This window comes from Sphingobacterium spiritivorum ATCC 33861 (assembly GCF_000143765.1).
In the GTDB taxonomy this organism is placed as follows: domain Bacteria; phylum Bacteroidota; class Bacteroidia; order Sphingobacteriales; family Sphingobacteriaceae; genus Sphingobacterium; species Sphingobacterium spiritivorum.
In genome coordinates this window covers 1-14,691 of sequence record NZ_GL379771.1, presented here as the reverse complement: position 1 = coordinate 14,691, position 14,691 = coordinate 1, and the positions used below count along the sequence as shown (strand labels likewise).

Here is a 14,691-nt window from a genome sequence, read left to right as displayed (position 1 = left end):
ACAGGTGATAGTACTTCAGTGGGAATTCAGATCCTGAGATAAGATCAACTACCTGTTGAATCCAGAGATTTGAAGGCTTGAAAATAATGTTGTACCATAATATCCCATCCATAATTTTGGGATGTAAAAGTCTGAAAAAGCGGGATCATCTGATCTCGCTTTTTTGGATTATGATGAAGGGAGTTGATCAGTTGAATCCACGCATCAGCATCCTGCGGAGATAATAACAAACCATTTTTCTGATGCTGTATCGCCTGAGGTATACCATCAATATCTGCTGCGAGTACCAGAGTACCGGCCTGACAGGCTTCGAGACAGACCAGTCCGAAGCCTTCCATATCTCCTGCTATCGGAATATTTGGCATGACAAAAGCCAGAGACCTGTTAAGGTACTGCTGTAATTCTACTGCCGGGAGTTTACCCAGATGCCTGAATCTCCTGGTACTGTTACCTTCCAAATAAAGTTTACGGATGGCACTTTCATCAGAAGGATACCCCAGAAATAATAAAATCTGTTCACGCAGATTTTTTGGGAATACAGCCAGTAGACTTTCTAAAAATGGTTTCTTTTTTTGAAACGGACCAACGATGATGAGTTCAATGGATTGATGCAGATGAGGAAGTACCTCTTTGATAAACCAGGAAAAGCCTTTTCTTTTGACCGGACGACCTAATGCTATTATGTATGTCGGGATATTTTTTGTGCCGGATTCTACCGTTTGTAGAGGAGCTAAAGGAGGCCGGTCATCTACCCCGTTAGCAATCACAAGCATCTTTTTCGCATCGAGTCCTCTGTTTATTGCAGCTGTGGCAGTGGCCTGGCTGACGGCTATAAATTGATGGTAACGGTTAAATTTGGGTAATATCTTTTTTTGAAAGAGCTTATTTGGAAAGACTACGTCTAATCCGTGTAAGGTCAGGGATTTTTTCAGATGCGGATATTTGCGGTGCAACAGGCAGAAGGCGGCTAGCAATCCATCATTAAAATGTATAACAGAAATAGACGGGTATTCCCTGCATTTCTGTAAGATTCTTCGCTGAAGTCTTAGAAAGAAATAAAGAATATGTTCCTCTCCTTCATAAACAATCTGGTGAACGGTACAATGTCTGTACATTCCTGTGATCAGTTCGTAACTCTGTTTTTGCATACCCCCGGTACCTGGCGGGTATTTATGACTGACGAATAAGACTTCCATTGAATTTATAAAAGAGAAAATAGCAGATCAGCGAAATAAACGTCCATACCAGTTGTCTTGCGCGGCGAAGAACACTGGCACTTATCCATATAGCTGTACCGGTAAGCCCTATACCCGATAACATAATTTTGTTACCCAATTCTTCTATGCCGATCTGTCCGGGAATAAAAGCACCCAGACTTTTTACAATAATAACACCCATATCTATAAACAATCCATCCATAGGAGATGCATTTGCCTCTAATAATCTAAGGATGACGTAGAACTCCAGTGAACCGACGAACCAGTGCAGCGTAAAAAAGAAAAAGGAATACCAGAAGTAGGAAGGATAATGTTGATAAAATACAGAAGTCTGGCGTAGTATATGGGTAATACGGTACTTAATCTTCAACCAGAAATTCAATTTTATGACAGGTTCTGCAGTCCGCATTGGAGAGGATCTTTTTTTGGTAATGTATAACATGGAGCATACAATCGCTCCCAGAATAAGTGTTGCTATCAGGAAACCTCCTGTGTAGATTATAGTTGGTTCCTTCCTTTGCATGAGCTGCAGACTATACCAGCAGAGTACGGCCGCCAAAAGAAGTAGCTGTGACAGAATGGCCATGACACGGGATAAAAAAACAGAATGTGTGACCTCTTCTTTGGAAAGGTTTTCACTTCGAAGCATATGTACCTTAAAAAGATCTCCTCCTATAACATTAGTAGGATTAAAAAGTCCGATTGTTTCACCAACCTGCCTTACAAAGAAGAGTCGGTACAGTGAAATCCGTTGACCGGTTGGCGCCATGCAATAATACCAGCCCGCAGTTGCCAGGATATAAGCTATTGCAGTTATCAAAATCAAGATAATAAACCGGTAACCTACCTGGTCTAGTGTATCTCCGAGCATTTTAAAATCTGTCTGCACTAAAAAAAGAACCAGACAGCCGACAACGATTATAATTCCGAAGATTTTAAGGACTTTTGCCGTCATTATGCAAACTGGTAAGCCGTCTGAGAGGATATAGTCATATCTGCAAAATCACTGATGTCTCTGAAGTAAATCTCAGAAAGATGCTGCCAATTATGCTGTTTGCTGTATTTTAATCCTGCTTTTTTAAATTTTTTACGTAAGTTTTTGTCTGATAACATAAGCTCTATTTTATCAACGTAATCATTTGCCTGCTCAGCATTACATTTGAAACCGTTCTCCCCGTCAATAATAAAGTCCGCACTTCCTCCATCATTTGAAATAATGCAAGGTAATCCTGAAGCCATCGCTTCTATAACTACATTCCCGTATGTTTCAGTGATGGAAGGGAACAGAAACAAAGTTGAAGAGGCATAACATATAGCCAGCTCTTTATGGGATAGTTTACCTAAGAAAAAGGCATCCGGCATTTGTTCCATGCATGCCGATTTTGCAGTGCCGTCCCCGGCTATAATAAAGTTACATTCTATACCCCTTTCTTTACACTTATGGTAGATGTCGATTAGGGTCACAAGATTCTTTTCCCATTCCAGCCGGCTGGCAAATAAGATGTTCTGTTTTTTGTTTTTTGTTACCTTTCGCAGATAGTTGTTATCTTTTTTCTCAGGCGAAAAAAGTTTCGTATCAATTCCCCGCTGCCAAAGTGTTAATTTATCCGGCTGTATTCCCAGGTGCTTCAGTTCTTTGGATATCGATACAGAGGGCACATAGACTTTTGTACATTTGTTATAAAACCTTACCGTCTGTTTGATAAACTCTTTTTTAGTTGGCTTGATCAGGAAAGGGGTATTCTTGAGGTAATAATCTATATAGCTGATAAAATGAGTATGGTAAATGGTCAGTGTTGGGATATTATTTTTTTCAGCATATTTGAGGGCAAAGTTGCCTAACATAGAAGGAGTGGCAATATGGATAACATCCGGATCGAATTCCTTTAGCTGTTGTTTCAGCATCTTTTTTGCAATGGCAGGGACAGCCATTGTATAGTTTCTGTTGAATGGGATATGGAAATAGGGGATACGGAGAGACAGGTGATCGTCGATCTGTTCGGGACCATTTCCGTAGATAAAAAGAAACTCAAATTTGGTAGAATCGATCCTGTTGATCAGTTGAAACATAGTGCGAGAAGCTCCGTCAAAGTCTTCAATCATCATCTCGGCAAAGAAAGCCACTTTAATCATATTTTATACTTTTAGTAGTATCTCAATACTAACAAACTGATGTGGCTTAATTGTTAAGTCCCGGTTATGTGTTTGTTTGGTTATCTTTAATTAATCATCATTGCAGTGTTATTAAAGTGTTGTCTTTCAGTTGTTAACTTGCTGTTTTGAGAGGTGTTGGAAATAAAAGTTTAATAAATAATTAGGGTATAGGTTATACTGCTTGTCTAATTTTAACAAGACAAAATTAAGGACCTATGTACCTACAATATCCCAAATTGCCAAAGAAACGATGGATCTACTTATTGATCCCGATATCGCTTTCTTTCCTAGGATGGAACATGATTCGCACCTCACGCATAACACTAAACTTCAATCGAAGTGATAAGGTTGTTGCCGCATCAATACTGGAACTTCCGGCTTCAAACACCGGAAGTTTTTCAGTTCTGACCTATAATATTGCCGGATTACCGGAACCAATCTCGAGTGCTGTCACGCCGCGTGCAAGCAGTATTGCGAATATCGGAATGAAAATAAACAGGTATGATGTGGTCAATGTCCAGGAAGATTTTAATTACAACAGGGAACTGTACAGTAATGGGAATGAACATCCTTTCCGAACGGAGACAATGGGCAAAGTACCTTTTAGTGACGGGCTTAATACATTATCAAAATATCCAATTTCAGATATTCAGCGTATCCGATGGAAAGATTGTACCGGAGCAGATTGTCTTACACCCAAAGGGTTTAGTGTAGTCAGTTTACAGTTGGCAAAAGATGTATTTGTAGATCTTTATAACATCCATGCCAACGCACAGGATACGCCGGATGCAGCAGTTGCCCGGGGTAAAAATATGGATCAGTTAGCCTCTTTTATAAAAGAGCATTCTAAAGATAGGGCTATATTGTTAATGGGAGACTTTAACGCGCATTACAGCTTCGAACTGGATAATGTTCGTAATTTTATAAAAGAAACCAGAATGATAGATACCTGGGTGTATCTGGAAAATAAAGGCATAGTACCGCATATTGATCCAATGTATTCAGCAGGCGATATATTAGCTATCCGCAAGGACAAAGAATCTATAGATAAGATCATGTTTCGTAACAGTGCCGATTTACATTTTATTCCTGAAAGCTATGCGATTGAAAACAGGCTGTTTACGGATAAGTCAGGATTACCACTGTCTGACCATTGCGCCGTAAGTCTGTCTTTTTCGTGGGAACGATGCAGGTAGAGGCTGTTTGCCTGAAGATGTATTTGTTTTATTCCCCGCTAAAATTTATGCTGACGAAGGTTATATTATTTTCCTGCTGATCTTCTCCAGTCTTCCACTTTGGCCCGTTCTCCAGCATACGGACAGCCTGCTGATCTGTTACGTTGTCAATTCCCGATATCACCTGAATATGTGATGGTTTTCCATTCGGGTCGATTATGAAAGATAATTCTACTTTTCCTTTAGCAGATGTTCCGGTTCGTCTGATTTCTTTTTTGATGTATTTTTCAAAAGCTTTCCATCCGCCTTCAGGTCCTGTTAGTTGTTTGACAGACTTCTTCCTGGCGGGATAGTTGGTTACGACCACTTCATTCAGTGTTGCATATGCAGGACTCAGTTTAACCTGATTATTGGCCAGTTGATTAGAGGAAACCTGCTGCGTTTCATATCCGATAGCCCGTACTTCTACTTGTGGATTTGAACCACTTGACAAGAGTTGAAATTGGCCGGCTGAGTCAGTTACTGCTGTCAGATCCGTGTTTTTTATCTTTAAAATAGCACCTTCCAACGGTAAGTTTGTCGATTTATCCAGAACTTGTCCGCTGATGACATTATTCACCATGGAATTGCTGGCCATTCCCCGTATACGGACGCCAGCGGCTTTTCCGGAAAGAGCTGTTGATAATTCTTCTTTCGGAGAAATGACAGCGAGTTTGTCGTCTGATAATCCCCTCAGAACTAACGTAGAATCTTTGGCTAAAGACTCCGAAATATGTACTCTGACTCCAGGAGATTTTGGCTGTACGGCAGCCAGAGTTGATTTTTCATCACTGATATCTGCTTGCTCAGCTTGTGTTGCAATGTCTTCTGTTGGCTTATTCTTTTTTGTAACTACATTAGCCAGACGGTCTGTTTGTGTAGAAGAAGGAGTAGGGGAAGCTTGTTTTGACGTCTTATCCGTTACTTCTGCATCATCTCCTGAATCCTGCGTAATCGGAGTCGAAGGCTCAGAAAGGGTTGTACTTGCAATTTCTTTATTTGCAGATTGTTGGTTGATCATCAGTAAAGCACCTGCCGACAAGAGAAGAAGTACAGAGGCTGCAACAACCCATTTTCTCCATACAGGCATTTGTTTTATTTTACTATCTGATATTCGTTCTGTAATTCGTGACTTAATGTCAGAGAGATCCTTGCGTACAGTCTCCTCATCACTAAGCTCTATACCCATAATAATATCCATAAGCATGGGATCGTCCTGTGCCTGTCGTTCCAATTCGTACATTTCACGTGGAGATAGCTCTCCATTGTGGTAGCGACGAATATACTCCAAATCCGGTCTATTCCTGTTCATGGGTTCCCTCCATACAATTTTTCAAATTCCTTTTCCCATTCTGAATATAGCTTTTCACCTCTTTGAGGCTATATCCTGTTATTTCCGAGACTTCATTATAGCATTTTTCATTAAGGAAAAACAAATCTATGCTCTTCTTTTGCTTCTCCGGTAATTTTTCAAGACAATGCTCCAACGAGGTCAATTTTTGCTCTTTATCTTCATGATCATCATCCGGATGCAAAGAACCCGGAAATTCCACAAATTCGTCAATAGAAATTTGCTGTTTATTTTTTGCTGACCTTAATTGCATCAGACAATGATTGCGGGAGAGGACATAGAGCCACTTTCCAAAAGAATGAATTTCCTGCTTATTTACTTTGCTGATCAGCTCTTCAAAAATATTCATGACCGCATCTTTACTCCGTTCGCTGTCCTGCAAGTAGCGCAAGCATACGAAGTAAACCATTTCCGAATGACTTTGATACAGCTTTCCGAGATAATTCAGATCGCCGGTATCTCGATACAGCAACAAAAGCTGTTCGTCACCTGATTCGGTAGGATATGATGGAAGAGAATAATTCATTTAATACCCGAAAAATAGATTTTTTTTCTTATTAACGGAAATTAAAATTGCCGGAAAGGCTGAAATAGGCAGGATTACATTAAGAGAGGTTACTACAAGGCTTGTAATATAGAACTGTTGTTAGATTAATTAAACAGGTAAAATCTTTTTGCAAGTACTCCTGTTTTTAAAATATAGAATATGACTTGGAATATTTATATTTACTACTATCGTGACGGATTATGAATTTTGATGTTTTCAAAACCTTAATAAACCTTTAATAATTATTAACACAAATAGCTTTACTGATCAATGAGAGGACTACTTTTATTATTTTTTGCTAAGGTCATTTTTTCTAATATTACTTTTGCTCAAACTTATTCTCAACTTAATAAATCAGATACTGTAACTATTTCATCGGCAATATTTCAGAAGGAGAGAAAGATAATTATTACAAAATCTAAAGAAATTAAGAACGGAAACACAAATAATAATTGCATTCTGTATCTCGATGCTAATTTTAAAAACCTTAACGGGATTTTTTTACAATCAGCTAATAATCTGATAGCTAACAATGAAATTCCTCCAAGCTATTTGATAGGTGTTATTCACCAGGACAGAAATACTGAATTGCTTGAGAAGGATAAATTGCTCAGATTTATTTCAGAAGAAGTAATTCCATGGTTAGAGAAAGAATACAATATATCTAAAAGAATAACCATAGCTGGTCATTCTTTTGGTGCTTACTTTGCTACTTATGCTTTTCTTAAAAATAATAGTCTCTTTAACTCCTGTATAGCACTTAGTCCTGCTTATTGGCCTAATAAGGAAGATGTTTTAAAGTTAATGGATCAGGAAGTGAAAAGCAACTCGGTGGGTGGGGATTTTTACTTATTGGTCGGAGACAAAAGATGGGATGAAATATCTTTGAGAGATTATGTTTTTAAAGCTTTCGAAATCCTAAATCATACAAAAGCTGTTCGCTTTAAATTCAATGATCTTGACGGGTTTAGTCACAATGCGACCACAACCGTCGGATTTGGGTTAGGTCTTGGTTTTGTATATGATGAATGGGAATGGGGAAATATTTTAGAAGAACAGGAAGACCGACTCAAATCTTTTCCTGACTTTTGGGGGCATCTTGAAGTCAAAGCTGATGCACTCTTTCATTTAAAACGTGTGTCAGAAGCAAAAACTGTTTATAAAGAAGCATTAAAGGTCGTTCCAAAAGATGAGGATCTCTCCAAAAAGAAAAAGGGGCAGATATTAAAAAGAATCAAAAGTAAAATAAAAAATTGCCGCTAATCAATTTCGAAGATATAAGGTGATTTAGGTAACACTTTTAAATACCTTATAACTAGTAGTGTACAATCTATCCGTTAATACATGCTTAATGCCATATCTGTTTTGGCCACATGAAGATTTCCGGTCAAGTGTCCTTTTTTACTTATCCTTATTCAATTCCTTTTGCTGTTCTTTCCATTGTTGAGCAAATGATTTGTCTGCCAGATGCGGTAATTCTCTGTTGTTCCCCCATGCTTTTTTAAAGAAATTGCGCAGGATAAAATTTTTAAATTTTCCGCCAAAAAGATCAATAAGCTTTCTTTTTTTAATAAAATAGGTAAATCCTTTCCATGCACGTTGTTCCATTGGGGTAGCCAGTTTTTCCTGTACAGAGTCTCTGCGGTTCAATAGCAGTTGCTTCTGGATATCAATGCCTACGGGACAGACTTCTGTACACTTTCCGCACAGGCTGGATGCATAGCTCAGGTGCTTGAACTCTTTCATTCCGCTGAGGTGCGGCGATATAAGTGAGCCTATAGGTCCTGAATAAGTTGTGTCATAGGTATGACCGCCTATGTTTTGGTAAATAGGGCATACATTCAGACACGCACCGCATCGTATACAATACAAGCCCTGGCGCTGATCTTTCTCTGCAAGCAAATTGGTACGGCCGTTGTCAAGCAGGATAACATACATCTTTTCCGGACCATCGCTTTCATTTTCCTGACGGGGACCATTCAGAATGGTATTATATACTGTCAGGTTCTGTCCTGTTCCGTGTGAGGATAATAGGGGCCAGAAGAGATCCAGATCCAGCATACTGGGAATAATCTTCTCTATTCCGACCAGCGCAATGTGAATATTCGGAAATGTAGTGGTCAGGCGGGCATTTCCTTCATTTTCCGTAATAGCTATACTTCCGGTATCCGCTACCAGAAAATTAGCGCCGGAGATGCCTACTGAGGCAGAAGTATACTTGTCCCGCAACAATTCACGGGCTTTCATCGTCAATTCCTCTGCTGTAGCAGTAAGCGGAGTGTCGAATTTTTCGTGAAACAGTTTTGCAATATCTTCCAGGCTCAGGTGCATGGCCGGGGTAACGATATGATAAGGCTTTTGTCCTAACAGCTGGATAATGAATTCTCCCAGATCACTTTCAACAGCTTCTATGCCTTTTTCTGCCAGAAAGTGATTAAGCTCAATTTCTTCCGTAGCCATGGATTTGGATTTGATGACACTTTTAGCGTCATGCTGTTCCATAATCTTCCATATTTCTTCCCGAGCTTCCTGAGCATCATTCGCCCAGATAACTTTACCTCCTCTGGAAGTGAAATTTGCTTCAAATTCAGGAAGTAATTTATCCAGATTCTCCATCACCTTCCATTTGATCAGATTCGCTTTTGTTTTGGAATTTTCCAGATCAAAAAACTTACTTTTCCCTTTTTCGAAAGCAGCATTGTACTTATCAATATTGGTATTGATAATGTCCCGATGTTTCTGGTCAAAAGATTTTGTCGAGCTTTCTTTAAGGAATTTATCAGCGATTGTATCAGACATGGACTAGTTTTGGATTTATGCTATTACAAAAGTAAAAAAGTTGGTAATGAATTACCAACTTTATAAATATAACGTTAATTGTTGAGATCTATTTTGTGGATTAATGTTAATTCTTCTCTGAAGATTTAAGGTTCAGAGCCAGATTCAGCTCATCCAGCTGCGCCTTATCTATGGTTGCAGGAGCGTCGATCATCACATCTCTTCCCGAATTGTTCTTAGGGAAAGCAATGACATCACGGATGGTATCCAGACCTGCAAACACAGATACCATACGGTCAAATCCAAAGGCCAATCCGCCATGTGGAGGTGCTCCGTAGGTAAATGCTTCCATTAAGAAACCGAATTGTTTCTGCGCATCCTCGGGAGAAAAACCAAGGTGTTTGAACATAAGCGATTGCAATTCTTTGTCATGAATACGAATAGACCCGCCACCAATTTCGCTGCCATTAAGGACAAAATCGTACGCATTTGCTCTTACTTCTCCCGGATTAGTGTCCAGTAATGGGATATCTTCAGGTTTTGGAGAGGTAAACGGATGGTGCATAGCGTGATAACGACCTGATTCTTCATCCCATTCCAGTAACGGGAAGTCTAATACCCAAAGAGGTGCAAATTTATTTTTGTCACGGAGACCGAGCTGATTACCCACTTCTAATCGCAGCTCATTCAGTTGTTTGCGTACTTTATCTGTAGGACCTGCCATTATCAAAAATAAATCTCCCGGCTTTCCGTCAAATGCAGCAGCCCATTCTTTAAGCTGCTCCTCTGTATAAAATTTATCTACAGACGATTTGATCGTGCCGTCTTCATTATAACGGGCATATACAAGACCTGTAGCTCCTACCTGCGGACGTTTAACATAGTCTGTCAATGCGTCAAGTTGTTTGCGGGTATAACCTGCGCAACCATTGGCATTGATGCCGACAACCAGTTCAGCCTGATCAAATACAGGGAAACCTTTTCCTTTTGTAAGCTTATTCAATTCAACGAATTGCATTCCGAAACGGGTATCCGGTTTGTCAGAACCATAAAGACGCATAGCATCGGCATAAGTCATTCGTGGCACTGAGCCCAGCTCAAATCCTTTTACAGTTTTGAACAAGTGTTTAGCCAATCCTTCAAACATATTTAGAATGTCCTCCTGTTCTACAAAGGACATTTCGCAGTCAATTTGCGTAAACTCCGGTTGTCTGTCTGCACGTAGATCTTCATCACGAAAACACTTGACAATCTGAAAATAACGGTCAAATCCGGAGACCATCAATAACTGTTTGAAGGTCTGTGGAGATTGCGGCAACGCATAGAATTCTCCTGCATTCATACGGCTTGGAACCACAAAATCGCGGGCTCCTTCCGGAGTTGACTTAATCAGAACAGGTGTTTCCACCTCCAGAAAATTCTGCTCATCAAGATATCTGCGGATTTCCTGCGCCAGTTTGTGACGAAGAATAAGATTTTGTCTTACAGGATTACGGCGCAGATCCAGATATCTGAATTTCATGCGCAGATCATCCCCACCATCCGTTTCATCTTCAATAGTAAAAGGAGGCAGTTTGGAAGCATTCAGTATTTCTAAAGAAGAAACCTTGATCTCAATATCTCCGGTCGGGATTTTTGAGTTTTTACTTGACCGCTCAATAACCTGTCCCTCTACTTTTATAACGTATTCACGCCCCAATTCCCGGGCAGAAGCGCGCAGTTGCTCATTGTCATCTGCGTTAAAAGTCAACTGTGTAATTCCATATCTGTCACGGACATCGATAAAGGTCATTCCTCCCAGATCGCGTGACTTTTGTACCCAACCACTTAAAGTTACGGACTTGCCAAGATCTGAAATCCTAAGCTCTCCGCAGGTATGTGTTCTGTGCATTTCGACTATAATATTTATCCTGCAAAAATATCTGTTTCCAAGGAGAATAACGAATCCTGGACCGGATATTAAATCAAAATTCCGAAAGAAATGCCGGATAGCAGTACTCGCCGCAGGTTTGTTATTTGTGTGTAAGATGAGCTATGTTTTTCTGTAAAAAATGATTGGTTGAGGAATTTGTTATTATCTAAATCAAGGATCTCTAGTGAGCATTTAAGAGTAATGTTATAGTATTTTAGGTTAATATACTTTTTATTAAATATTGTTTGGTTAATATAATTGCATTTAAAATATTTTTTATTTAACTTTATTTTTAAATTAATTCTGTTGGGTTTATTTTTAATGTGTGTGATCTGTATTTTGATTTAATGTCGCCTGAATGGTAAAGTACTTTAGTGTGGGGATGTTGAAAAAACTTGAAATCAATAAAATTTCTTTATGATGAAAATAATAAATATATTTAAATTCAGGAATTATTTACTAATAATAGTCTTTAATTGTTCTTTTTTGGTTTTAGTGAATGCTCAATCATCTTTAACTCCTCCAATAAGTAGATTAGACATTCTTTATCCATCACCGACTGCTACTGAATTAGGGAAATATGGTGAAGTAAAACCTAATCTTTCTAATGGTGCGATGCAATATTCAATACCTCTTCTTGAAGTTCGCGATCAAAATTTAACTTTGCCTATTTCGCTTAATTATTTTTCCAACTGTCTGAAAGTGGATCAATTGGCATCAAATGTAGGTATGTCATGGGCATTAAATGCTGGTGGAATGATTACAAGGGTAGTTGTGGGAGGAGATGATTTTCGAAAATATTCTCCTTATTCTGTTCCGCCAAGAGCTTTAGAGTCTCCGGCTTCTTTTAATAATCCGGATCAGAGCCTAATCAGTTTTTTGAAAAATACAGCTGAATATTCGAGTTCTCAACCTGATATATTCTACTTTAACTTTGGTGAATTTTCAGGTAAATTTGTTATAGATCCTTCTGGAAAGCCAGTTTTAATTCCATATCAGAATCTTAAGATAGAACTTACTGAAAATTCATTTGAACACAATTTTATTATAACTACCCCTATGGGAGTTAGATATTATTTTGACAAAGTGGAATGGACTAAAACTGGTAGTTTAGGTGCAGGTTGTCCAAGAGGAATCTTTGCAGAACAAAGAGTGGAATCTGCATGGTATGTTTCGAAAGTTACACATCCTAAAAATGGGACAATACAGTTCTTGTATGAAAAAGTAAATTATAGCTATTTCAGTTCAATTGATCAGACCATTTCGATTTTTACAGTGTTAGGGCAAACATGCAGTCCGCGATTTGTTGGAGTCTCTAACCAGCCCAATATATCTACATGCAAACAAAATATTTCTATAGATGGATGGCAAATTAAGGAAATTAATAATTCCAATGGACTTAGTGTGCGTTTTATGAATAGTATAAGAACAGATATGCCGGGCAATAAGAGAGTGGATAAAATAACAGTTTTTCATTCTGATATTCCATCTAAATCATATGAACTTATATATATGACTAAAGGTGAGAGGATGTTTTTGACAGCTTTGAAAGAGAGTAGTGCGGGCACACCAATGAAAAAGTATTCCTTTGGTTATTCTGGTGTAAATTATCTGCCAGATCGGTTATCTTTCTCTCAGGATAGGTTTGGTTTTTTTAATGGAAGAAGTAATCCTGAATTTTTTACACCGAAAGTTGATGGTTCTTTTTATTTCTCCCAGTTTTTTGCCGACCGTTCAAGTAATGGAAATGTATCAATTTATGGTATGTTAGATACTATTACTTACCCTACAGGAGGTAAATCTGTTATAACATATGAGTCTCATAAGGGAAAAGGGGAGGAGACTCAGGTCGTAAAAGAAGGGATATCTTATGAAGAGGAAGTCTGGGGAGGGACAACCAGTAATCCAATTTATGGTGAAAACACAAAGGAATTAATTTTTACAACACCACCAGCCCCTCATGAGAGTCTTGGTGTTTCGTTTATACAGGCGACTGTTAAAATTTTGGTTAGAAATTTTGGGGAAAACTTTCCGGATCCATTCAATCGAGTTGTTGCGTACGAACTCTATAATATGTCTAGTGGACAGTATGTTAATGGTAATATAAAAGGTGATTTCTCTATACCCGTCTCTATCAATTCTTTGATGAGGGCTTATAATGATTATTCTGCTGTAGATAATCAGGTAGAATATGAATGTACCCTTAATTTTAATACGCAATATCGTATCCGTATAAAGTCTATGGGTAGTGATCTTTTAGCAAAGATGTCGATTGGTGGAGAATTTCAGACTGGAAACAAAAATGTGATAACAGATTTTGACCTTGGAGGTGCACGGGTGAAATCTATTACAACTTACGATCATTCTCGAATTACGGATGTTAAGAATTATACATACAACTCTCTGGATAACCTGAAAAATGGAACAAATGACCGTGTTTTATATATGGTAAACACATTTGTAAATTATCAACAATTGGCAATGAATGTGTTTTGTAGAGATTGTGCATACGCTTCTTTTGATTATGATCAACTTTCCTCAACTTATATAACAACTGGATTAGGAGGTAATCATGTTTATTACAACGCGGTTGTAGAGCATAAGGATAATGATTTTATAAACGGAGGTATAGAACGTAAGTTTATGGTGACCAATGATGAGATGGGGCCGGTTATATTCGATGCCGGATATCCGCAGAAGATCTCATCTCCTCTGACAAACACAGGGTTTATGAATGGGACAGAAATATATACCTGTATTTTTACCAAACAGAATAATGGGTATAGAAAGATAAAGGAATCATTTATGGATTATTTCATAGATCCGGTAAATAATGCAAGGGATGTAAGAGGGTATGTGGTGAGAAAAGAAGGTCCTAATCCTTGTTCAGATGATCTTTTGGCAAATCTTTTGATCTATAAAGTTACTGTTTTCGATTATTTATCCAGGTGGTTCTACCTTAAGAGTATAAGAAATATTACATATGGGGAAAGCGGAGTTACAGAAGAAAGAGAATCATATGATTATGATAATCCAAAACATGGGTTATTAAGTAAAACTACTTTTTTCAAAAGTAAGGGTGATCCAGAGATCATCTCTGTATTATATCCTAATGATTATGCCAATGGTAGAGCGTTTATTGATGATATGAAAAATAATTACCTGATCGCATATCCTATTGAGCAGATACGGTATAAAAAATCAGGTAATAGCTATTTTATTCTTTCGGGTAAGATTACAGAATTCCATAATGGAGGTAAAGCCCAGGTAGATAAAATATCTGAAATTGAAACATTGAATCCAATTGAATTGTCTTCTTTTAAATTTAGTAATAACCTACAGGGTAATTTGCCCTCAGGTAGTGCTTCGGCAGTTGTTTTTTCTCCCTATAATGGTTATAAAGAAAAACTGATTTATTTAAATTACGATACCTATGGCAATCCTTTAGCAGTAAAAAAAACAGATGGTCCGGTTATTAGCTACCTCTGGGGTTATAACGGACAATATCCTGTTGCCGA

The 14,691-nt window shown here is 38.3% G+C and carries 10 protein-coding genes; 3 read left to right on the top strand and 7 right to left on the bottom strand.

All coding sequences use genetic code 11. From position 1 onward, the window contains the following. Positions 1-44 precede the first annotated feature (44 nt). From HMPREF0766_RS10280 to HMPREF0766_RS10270, 3 genes are read right to left on the bottom strand one after another with little or no spacing between them, the layout of a single operon-like run. Positions 45-1,196, bottom strand: coding sequence for a glycosyltransferase family 4 protein (locus tag HMPREF0766_RS10280; protein ID WP_002996619.1), 1,152 nt, complete (start codon positions 1,194-1,196; stop codon positions 45-47). After that, entirely contained in the window at positions 1,171-2,172 is a 1,002-nt protein-coding gene (locus HMPREF0766_RS10275; protein WP_002996618.1) for a lysylphosphatidylglycerol synthase transmembrane domain-containing protein, read from the bottom strand. Before HMPREF0766_RS10275 ends, HMPREF0766_RS10280 begins: the two co-directional genes overlap by 26 nt. Further along, a complete protein-coding gene (locus HMPREF0766_RS10270; RefSeq protein ID WP_002996615.1) occupies positions 2,172-3,350 on the bottom strand; it encodes a glycosyltransferase in 1,179 nt (392 codons plus the stop codon). The genes HMPREF0766_RS10275 and HMPREF0766_RS10270 overlap by 1 nt, the downstream gene beginning before the upstream one ends. Positions 3,351-3,586: 236 nt before the next feature. Here HMPREF0766_RS10270 and HMPREF0766_RS10265 point away from each other — a divergent pair, with 236 nt between their 5' ends. Then, a complete protein-coding gene (locus HMPREF0766_RS10265; protein WP_002996612.1) occupies positions 3,587-4,567 on the top strand; it encodes an endonuclease/exonuclease/phosphatase family protein in 981 nt (326 codons plus the stop codon). A 28-nt stretch (positions 4,568-4,595) separates the two neighbouring features. Here the strand turns inward: HMPREF0766_RS10265 and HMPREF0766_RS10260 are convergent, their stop codons facing one another. Continuing rightward, positions 4,596-5,897, bottom strand: a complete 1,302-nt coding sequence (locus HMPREF0766_RS10260; RefSeq protein WP_002996610.1) for a carboxypeptidase-like regulatory domain-containing protein — start codon at positions 5,895-5,897, stop codon at positions 4,596-4,598. Further along, complete coding sequence (locus HMPREF0766_RS10255) at positions 5,884-6,462, bottom strand: RNA polymerase sigma factor (RefSeq protein ID WP_002996607.1); 579 nt, start codon at positions 6,460-6,462, stop codon at positions 5,884-5,886. The genes HMPREF0766_RS10260 and HMPREF0766_RS10255 overlap by 14 nt, the downstream gene beginning before the upstream one ends. Positions 6,463-6,753: 291 nt before the next feature. On the opposite strand from HMPREF0766_RS10255, the gene HMPREF0766_RS10250 reads away from it, so the two are divergent. Beyond that, positions 6,754-7,746: an alpha/beta hydrolase gene (locus HMPREF0766_RS10250; protein ID WP_002996603.1), complete on the top strand. Its 993-nt coding sequence runs from the start codon at positions 6,754-6,756 to the stop codon at positions 7,744-7,746. Between the two features lie 138 nt (positions 7,747-7,884). Here HMPREF0766_RS10250 and HMPREF0766_RS10245 read toward each other — a convergent pair whose 3' ends face one another. Further along, on the bottom strand, positions 7,885-9,282 hold the full coding sequence (locus tag HMPREF0766_RS10245) for a LutB/LldF family L-lactate oxidation iron-sulfur protein (protein WP_002996599.1): 1,398 nt from the start codon (positions 9,280-9,282) through the stop codon (positions 7,885-7,887). A 106-nt stretch (positions 9,283-9,388) separates the two neighbouring features. Beyond that, positions 9,389-11,152, bottom strand: a complete 1,764-nt coding sequence (aspS, locus tag HMPREF0766_RS10240; protein ID WP_002996595.1) for an aspartate--tRNA ligase — start codon at positions 11,150-11,152, stop codon at positions 9,389-9,391. Between the two features lie 438 nt (positions 11,153-11,590). Between aspS and HMPREF0766_RS10235 the strand changes: the two genes are divergently transcribed. After that, positions 11,591-14,691 (top strand): hypothetical protein (locus HMPREF0766_RS10235; RefSeq protein WP_002996590.1); only part of this gene is annotated, 3,101 nt, incomplete at its 3' end.

Excerpts from the sequence above, each read along its gene's own strand:
- HMPREF0766_RS10270 (WP_002996615.1), bottom strand. The coding sequence starts at position 3,350 with ATGATTAAAGTGGCTTTCTTTGCCGAGATGATGATTGAAGACTTTGAC.
- HMPREF0766_RS10275 (WP_002996618.1), bottom strand. The coding sequence starts at position 2,172 with ATGACGGCAAAAGTCCTTAAAATCTTCGGAATTATAATCGTTGTCGGC.
- HMPREF0766_RS10250 (WP_002996603.1), top strand. The coding sequence starts at position 6,754 with ATGAGAGGACTACTTTTATTATTTTTTGCTAAGGTCATTTTTTCTAAT.
- HMPREF0766_RS10260 (WP_002996610.1), bottom strand. The coding sequence starts at position 5,897 with ATGAACAGGAATAGACCGGATTTGGAGTATATTCGTCGCTACCACAAT.
- HMPREF0766_RS10265 (WP_002996612.1), top strand. The coding sequence starts at position 3,587 with ATGTACCTACAATATCCCAAATTGCCAAAGAAACGATGGATCTACTTA.
- HMPREF0766_RS10245 (WP_002996599.1), bottom strand. The coding sequence starts at position 9,282 with ATGTCTGATACAATCGCTGATAAATTCCTTAAAGAAAGCTCGACAAAA.
- HMPREF0766_RS10255 (WP_002996607.1), bottom strand. The coding sequence starts at position 6,462 with ATGAATTATTCTCTTCCATCATATCCTACCGAATCAGGTGACGAACAG.
- HMPREF0766_RS10280 (WP_002996619.1), bottom strand. The coding sequence starts at position 1,196 with ATGGAAGTCTTATTCGTCAGTCATAAATACCCGCCAGGTACCGGGGGT.
- aspS (WP_002996595.1), bottom strand. The coding sequence starts at position 11,152 with ATGCACAGAACACATACCTGCGGAGAGCTTAGGATTTCAGATCTTGGC.